Origin of the sequence: Pseudidiomarina sp. WS423 (assembly GCF_050750165.1) — a bacterium.
In the GTDB taxonomy this organism is placed as follows: Bacteria; Pseudomonadota; Gammaproteobacteria; order Enterobacterales; family Alteromonadaceae; genus Pseudidiomarina; species Pseudidiomarina fusca.
The window spans coordinates 1-6,899 of record NZ_JBOJLN010000028.1; the positions used below are offsets into that span (position 1 = coordinate 1).

At 44.5% G+C, this 6,899-nt stretch carries 5 protein-coding genes; all 5 read right to left on the bottom strand.

What is annotated here, in order from left to right; translation table 11 throughout:
• Window positions 1-117: 117 nt before the first annotated feature.
• Window positions 118-363: a hypothetical protein gene (locus tag ACQ661_RS12395; RefSeq protein WP_431668556.1), complete on the bottom strand. Its 246-nt coding sequence runs from the start codon at window positions 361-363 to the stop codon at window positions 118-120.
• Between the two features lie 111 nt (window positions 364-474).
• Entirely contained in the window at window positions 475-1,131 is a 657-nt protein-coding gene (locus ACQ661_RS12400; RefSeq protein ID WP_431668557.1) for a hypothetical protein, read from the bottom strand.
• 24 nt (window positions 1,132-1,155) lie between these two features.
• Window positions 1,156-3,117 carry an AAA family ATPase gene (locus ACQ661_RS12405; protein WP_431668558.1) on the bottom strand — a complete coding sequence of 654 codons (1,962 nt, stop codon included), beginning with the start codon at window positions 3,115-3,117 and terminating at the stop codon, window positions 1,156-1,158.
• Window positions 3,118-3,773: 656 nt separating this feature from the next.
• Window positions 3,774-4,091, bottom strand: coding sequence for a heavy metal-binding domain-containing protein (locus tag ACQ661_RS12410; RefSeq protein ID WP_110077055.1), 318 nt, complete (start codon window positions 4,089-4,091; stop codon window positions 3,774-3,776).
• Window positions 4,092-4,187: 96 nt separating this feature from the next.
• Window positions 4,188-6,806, bottom strand: a complete 2,619-nt coding sequence (locus ACQ661_RS12415) for an AAA family ATPase (RefSeq protein WP_431668560.1) — start codon at window positions 6,804-6,806, stop codon at window positions 4,188-4,190.
• Window positions 6,807-6,899: the final 93 nt, after the last annotated feature.

Genomic DNA, 6,899 nt, shown 5'->3' on the forward strand with positions numbered 1-6,899 from the left:
AGAAAATTTCAGCCTGACTCATGGTTACCGCCTAACGCCCGCCACAAACGCGAGCAACTTGTTGCGAGTCGAGCGCCCAAAGGGCGCGTTTTTGATGGCGCTTGTTAAGTCCGCACACTACAGAGACCAGCCATATTGTTTTGCAATAATAGCTACCAAACGAGGAATATCTTGTTTTGCAGCAGCAATAAAATCCTGATCTGCAACAGTAGCACCAGCAAGTTCAATATCATCACTAGCCGTTCGTATGAAATTCGAACCAGATGAATGGTCTCGTCCCTCGACAAACGATACCCAAGGGCCATCAGTTGCAGCACTGCAACGTTCGAGAATGCTTATTAGCTCATCTTTGGTAATATCCACAACCGGATTTCCTTGCACACTTAACGCTTTGCTAATTGGCTGCCGCAGCGTAGCGTAGGCAGTCCAGTGGAGGCCACGCTTTTTGTGGCCGGAACGAAATTAAGCAACTTGTTAGATTCGAAGCTTATTAATTTCTACCATGTTTTTCGTTAAGCGCCCTTGGGTATTAGGGCGGTCTATAAAAACAAACGTGTAGAATGTATCATGCTGGCCTGAATAAACTAATTTCCCTGTCAGAGTTACATTTTTCGGCTGTTTCACTGGAAGCATATCAAGTATAAAAGTACCTGTAGCACCATCCTTCTCGAATTTTTTCGTCAGCTCTGGAGCCATACCGATAACTCGGTCACTTACTACTGCTACAGCTGCTTCGTCAAATCCTTCTTCGGCTGTTACATTTGGAATTTCTACACCGCCAAAGTTTGAATCAAAGTAGTGATAAATTTTTAGCCAGCGCTCTTTTGCTGCATTATAGTCTTCACCCTCGTAAGCCCAGACTTGAATAAAATCCAAATTGTCTGAAGAAAATACGAATGAAATATTAGCCTTTTCTCCAAGGAACTTTCCATTACTCGTTTCGAGCCCTCCCGTTACATTTACATGTTTGTAAGGGCCGTATTCACTAAATGAAACGACAGAATCCCTAGATACGCCTAGCTGCCATGGTAATTCGTTAAATAAGATCTCTGGAAAACCAGAATTGTTTCTGGTTGTTTGGCAACCAACTAATAAAAGCAACATTAAAGGTATAAACTTAAATTTCTTCATAATCTACTCTGTAAATCTAACGCCTCAATCAGCCGCTGCGTCAGCAGTCGGTTGCATTGACTTGTTAGCTTCTAGTGGTTTCGGAGCAAGGAGACTATCAACTAACTCCTGTAACGTTGTGGACTTTAAGCCTGCATTCCATGCAGATTCTAGTGCACGGGAAACAGCAAGAGGGTTTTTCTTTAATCCACCTGCATTCCCATAATATAGAGCAGCTTGATCTTCATGCGTCTTCCAATCCTCACCAAACTCTGGACCCACAGTATTCGTGATATTTGTCTTCCACATTCTCAAATTGGACTTTCTAATATCTGCTTCAGGCCAGTTTTCTGATACATCGTGACCTAACAAGTATAAGATTGCAGCATTATCTTTTTTATGCTTATTGATTTCATCTTCTCTCGTTTTGTCTGTATCAGCATCACAGACGACGAATACCTCAATTTTCAATAACTTTGCTATAGCCAAAGGCTTTAGCAATTCATTTTTTCCACCCACAGGGATAATGTGATAACCAGAACGTCTAAAATCTGAGAGCCTACCCATAAGCTGAATGTAGGAGGTTAAATAGGCAACATCCTCTATACCTTCAACCAATATTAGCTTTCGACTAAAAAACATTTCGCTAATTTCTGGCCGTAAAGTAGGGTATAGCTTTGCTATCATTCCCGTTTCTTTAACCGCCTTTTCACCAGCATCGGTAAGTTCTTTTGCTAGTTCAGCATAAGTTAGCGAAGTAACATTTGAGCAGGATGGAGAACCCGACTCCCTCACCAAACGAACGTTGTGAAAGTCATCTCCGGGGATAAAGTACGGACTATGTGAACAAACAATTATTTGTGAATTTTCATTGGCTAAATCTTGCAAAACCTCAGACAAATAACGTGCTTGTGGAGGATGTTGATATAGTTCAGGCTCTTCAATTGCCATCACAAGGGTCGGCGCATTTCCATCATCTATATCAGCCAGCTCTTGTAAAAGGGTTAGAAGATATGACCTTTGCATGCCATGACCAAAACGAGCCAGCTCACTTTCAAAGCCCTTTTCACCTATTTGAATATGGGCAAGCGGCTCTTCTATTTTGATTGATTTTTCTGCATCATTCTTCCAAAGAACTTTTGCCGTTGCACTAGGATTTGACCACAGCTTTAACTTACTTTCCAGCGATTCAGAAATAGTCGAAAGAACACTCTGTTCCTCCTCCAGCATTGTTTGATAGCTTTTCCTTAATCCATCTCTAAGGGATGATACTTTTTCTGAGAAGTTAACTTTTGCCCGAATTGCTCTTGAAAGCAGTTGTCCAAGAGCTGAGTTCTTACTTTCCTCCGCCTCTTCAGAAAAATCCTTAGATGCTGAAACAAAAACCCATTGCAAGTGAGGTGCAAGTCGGTTAGCTCCTTTAGACACACCATAGAACTGATCTTCACTTGGAATTAAACTACATTGCTCAGGGTGCGATGATTCAAACTCATTAAGTGAATTAGCCATATCGGCTTTTGCGGTAGCTTTTTTGATGTCCGGCCATTTTGACTGTAAATCTGCGAAAATTTGCTTTAATTCGGAGGCTGATTGTTTGGCCTTTTCAGCTTCGAACCATACCTTGAATTCAGTCATTCCAAGGCGGTTACCAAATTGCTTCACTTCTGCTCTTTCAGTGCCTTCGTCAAACTCTGCCCTGGCTGTAACAACTAAACGTTCTTGCCGAACATAATCAGAAAGATCCTGTTTAGCCTGATCAGATAGATCTTTAAATGTGACCGTTATTGAGATTGGTTCCTTCACATTTTTATGATGAAAATCGTCAATAGAAAGCTTACTTAAATCAGTTTTACTGTCCTTGTACTGACGGAAGAACACGTTAAGTGCATTCATTACGGTGGATTTTCCGGAACCATTTTGCCCAACAAAACAACTGTAATCATCAAAGAATATTGTTTCATCCTTGAAAGTTCGGAAGTTCTGAATTCGTACTGACTCAATTTTCATTCTCGATCCTTGAAATGGAAGCTAACGCCCTGCTTAGGGGCGGAAACACATGGGCTAAAATTTAGGAGCGAAGCGACGCAGCCCATGTGTTTGCGTCCCAGCGAGCCTGCGAGCGACTACAGCAGATTGTTAGGTGAACACTCATTTACGACCGCCAAGCCCAAATCTATGTTAGCAACAATATACCCATATTCTTTTTTGGACAAATTGCCGGTTCTGTATTGAGCTTTGGCTGATTCGTGATCCCATGCCTCTCCGCATTTTGCCTCTGGTATTTTGAGGTCTAGGGTAAGTAGATATTGTTGATCTGAATCGATTGTATGACCTTTTTTGGTAGAGCTTTTTGCGCAAAGGCTTAATGCGTACTCGACTGCAAATTTGTCTACGCTGGGTAATCCAACAAATTCTACATCACAGGCTAACACTCTCTTGCCTGAAGTTTCGGTGTAATACAGTTTCCCAGTTGTGCATGCCGACGATAAAAAGAGCGCTACAAAAATTATTAAAAACCTATGAATCAAAAGATTTCCCTGTTCACCTAACGCTCTGTTAAGGGGGGAGCAACGCAATACCGAAGTCGCCGTAAACCACCTTAATCACTAAATTTAACGCATAGCAAAAATGCCACGCGTTGCGAATCCCTCTTAAACAGCTTGTTATGTTCGAAGCTTCACTGCTGTACCAAACACTAGTATTTCTGACGCACCATCAGTAACAGAGCTAGTTGTAAAACGTATGCCCACTATCGCATCTGCATTTAACTTTTCAGCATCTTCTATTAGTCGTTGTACCGCTATATTTCTAGCTTCCATCAACATCTCGGTATATCCTTTGAGCTCTCCTCCGACAATACCTTTCAATCCCGCCATGATGTCTCGGCCAACATGTTTAGATTGCACCACATTTCCATTCACAATGCCCAACACAGCTTCGATTTCCTTGCCAGGAACCGTTTCAGTCGTCGTATAAATCATAATTTACTCCTAGAACATAACGCCGCGCTCTGCGGCAAATTTGGAGCGCAGCGGAAAATTTGTCCGACAGCAGCGCATTGTTATGCATTTCCTCTCCTACGCGGTTGCCTTCGCGGTCTTTCTTCTATTCTGAATGGCTTCAACAATGGCTTTCAAGGCAACGATGTCATTACCCAAATCAGCCGCGGAGGGAACTGCAGCAGCCTTTGCCGACGATGGATCGTGGGCCGTTACAACGTCACAACTTCGCTTATGCAGTTTTTCAATAGCTTCGTATTCGGGGCGGCTAAAGCCTACAACCTCTTCAAGTGAGTCCACGCGAATCCAGTCGCGATATCGCTTTACGACGCCATTAAAGACAACGTCTTGAATTACTCTTTCGAGCGTTGCCCTTAACCGGTCATACTGGTGTCGCATATCTCCAATCTCTTTTTCATTAGGATATGCCGGCCACGTCTTCGCAAGCTTGCTCTGCGCCTGCTCAAGAGCGTTGATTCTCGCTTTATAGCCTTGATGGTCCCACGGGAGGCCATCATTAACACTGCCAGGGGCACCTCCTCGCCACTCCAAAAAGAATGTTGAGTTGGGAATACCTGCCGTCTCGATCTCGTCGGATAGTTGGCCAAGAAATGAAGTGTCATGAGTAAACACTACTACTTGCCGATTCTTAGCCTCCTCAACCAATCTCCGGGCAACATTTCGTCGTCGCCAATGATCCAACGACGAAACCGGATCATCGAGGATAATTCCACACGAATGATTGGCGAGCGCCAACTCAGCAAAGAACGAACCCAGCGCGATTGCACGTTGCTCACCTTCGCTAAGAATCTCATCAATTTTGTTCGTAACTGGAAGATCTAGTAGAAGTTGGTGGTACATCTTCCCACGGGAACTACGCTCCTTTAGCTTTGTTTTGATGTGCCCAATGCCAAGTGCTTCAAACTCTTTATCAAGAGCTTTCCTTAACTCATCTGTTACCGCGACAGTAGCAAATTCTTTTGACTTATCAGAAATCGAACGTGTTTTTAAGGCGGGGCGACATTTTTCCAGGGAAGACTTCTTATTCATCCGACCCAACAACTCGACTACAGCATTCAAACTCTTGGCCAGGCTTTGTCTTGCAGTAAGTTCACTCAATTCTCTTTCAAGCTTCGTTCGCTTCGTTTCATCCGCCGCTCTCGTAAGCGTTCGGAAAATCCTTAATTGCTGAGCTGCAAGCTGGCGAATTCGCGCCCTTGGCGAAACATTCAAGGCAGGAACTTCAGCCCATTTTGATGTTTCGAGACACTGGAGCATAAACTCTCTACGCGCATCAATCGAAGCTTGAAAATCTGAAATTACTTGAAGAATTGAGCCGTCTAGGACCTTCAACTCTTCACCAAGGGCATCATCGACGGCAATCATAAGATCGGCTGCCTTGATCTTGGCCTTGGCTATTTCGACCTTGTTACGGGCTGCTTCGGCGGCCTTTGCGACATCATTCTGGATGTACTCATCAAATCGCTTAAGACGGTTAGCCCCTGATTCGGGTAAATTTTCTTGGCACAAGGGGCACACTTTACCCTCAGCAGATTGAGGAAACTCCTCTCCCGGATATGCTACTTCAGTGGAGTAGCGCCGTGCAGCGTCAAAAAGAAGCTTCCAAACTTGCTCTCCAGTTCCTGGAAGTAGTTCTTCACCGACGCACAACGCGTCGGCAGCTTTCTTCTCGGCGTCCTCTGCGGAGATCTTCTCATCATTTATTTTCTGAAGTTTTTCAACAGCGTCTGAGCTAACCCATACCAAAGGTTTGGCAAGCTTGTCGGCGAAAGCTTTCAGTCGCATCATGGAACGCTTCGACTCTTCTGCCTTAGCCAGAGGATTACCCTCCTTGAGAGCATTCTCAAGCTCGGCAATTCGCTTAATATCGCCTTCAGTGATGGTTCCAAGTGAAGTAATAGTTTCTGTGTTTGACTTGATGGAAAGGTTTTCGATGACTCTCCCGACCTCTGTATCGCCAAGAAGATGTTCGAACGGCAATTTACTTACATCAATCCCATTGATCTCTGACTCGAGCATCTCTGAGAGCTTTGGGAGAACTCGATTGGCCAGACTTTCAATAATATCAAGGCCGTATGGTAAGTAAGCAACATCTTGCTCCGCCGTGATGTAGGAACGAGCACACTTGGAATCAAAGACTGAGATTGAGGAGAGCTGGTCCGGTGAAGTTGTGTCGCGCGCCCAATCAACTTCATGTGATACACCCATTACCTTTACATCGAATTTTGCGGTGGGCACCCTCTTGGAGGCCGTCGGATCATTTGCATTTGGGTGGACAGGCTCAGATTGATCTCTAGCCCGACAAGCTCTTTTCATAACACGAGCATAGCCCGACTTGCCCGAACCATTTCCTCCATAAATCACAGTAATGCCAGCTTCGGAGAAAGTTAGAATGCGATCACTCGGAATCTGATTGACGTTTTGCAGGTTTCTCAAAGCGACTAGAGTAACTTGCTCCCCTGGAGCAAGTTCGGCAGGAAGGTGCTCTTTAGCCAGTGGTATCGGCAACAGTGCATCATCACTCTCTATACCGCAATCCTTCTTAAGAAGTGCGTATAACTCGGACAGGTCGGTCTCGTTCAGTGCTGATTCCTGCTGGAAGAGGCGACGGCATGCATCTCGTTGCCATGACTGGAGAGATTCAGTCCACTTTAATATTTGATTAAGCAGGGTCATCCATTTCCTCTCTTGATTTCGTTATTGGGGAGCCAAATCTGCTTCTCTTGCATAACGCCCGAGCACAGCGGCACGAACAACGTGAGTGTCCAC

Excerpts from the sequence above, each read along its gene's own strand:
- ACQ661_RS12400 (WP_431668557.1), bottom strand. The coding sequence starts at position 1,131 with ATGAAGAAATTTAAGTTTATACCTTTAATGTTGCTTTTATTAGTTGGT.
- ACQ661_RS12405 (WP_431668558.1), bottom strand. The coding sequence starts at position 3,117 with ATGAAAATTGAGTCAGTACGAATTCAGAACTTCCGAACTTTCAAGGAT.
- ACQ661_RS12410 (WP_110077055.1), bottom strand. The coding sequence starts at position 4,091 with ATGATTTATACGACGACTGAAACGGTTCCTGGCAAGGAAATCGAAGCT.
- ACQ661_RS12415 (WP_431668560.1), bottom strand. The coding sequence starts at position 6,806 with ATGACCCTGCTTAATCAAATATTAAAGTGGACTGAATCTCTCCAGTCA.